Below are 517 nucleotides of genomic sequence, written 5' to 3' on the forward strand. Positions count from 1 at the left end.
GCCACGTCGTCCGGCTCCCCGAGCCGCCGCAGCGGGGTACGCGCGGGGCGGCCTCCTCCTCGCGGCCCTCGTACAGGGCGCGCGCCAGCCTCGTGCGCACGACGGCGGGCGCGAGCGCGTTGACGCGCGTGGCCGGGGCGAGCTCGTCGGCGAGCTGGACCGTCAGGTTGATCAGGGCGGCCTTGGAGACGCCGTAGAAGCCGATGTTCGACGCCGACGTCGTGCCCGCCAGCGACGCCATGTTCACGACCGAGCGCAGCCCGGTGGGCGTGGCGCCCGCGGCAGCGACCGCCTCGCGGGTCCACTCCAGCGCGGCGATCACGTTCACCTCGAGGATCTTGCGGGCCACACCCGTCTCCACCTGCGCCAGCGGCCCGTAGGCAGGGTTGATCCCGGCGTTGTTCACCAGGTGGTCCAGCCGCCCGAACCGCTCCACGGCGCGGGCGATCGCGGCGGCACGGTGCGCGGCGTCGTCCGCCTTGCCCGCGACGCCCAGCGCACGGTCCGGGCCGAGCCC

1 protein-coding gene is annotated in these 517 nt (G+C 75.8%); it reads right to left on the bottom strand.

The genetic code is table 11. The annotated features are described in order from the left end of the window. The coding region (locus tag PROKR_RS24255) for an SDR family oxidoreductase (RefSeq protein ID WP_245605954.1) at positions 1 to 517 on the bottom strand (517 nt) is incomplete at both ends.

The organism is Promicromonospora kroppenstedtii DSM 19349 (assembly GCF_000515355.1).
Taxonomy (GTDB): domain Bacteria; phylum Actinomycetota; class Actinomycetes; order Actinomycetales; family Cellulomonadaceae; genus Promicromonospora; species Promicromonospora kroppenstedtii.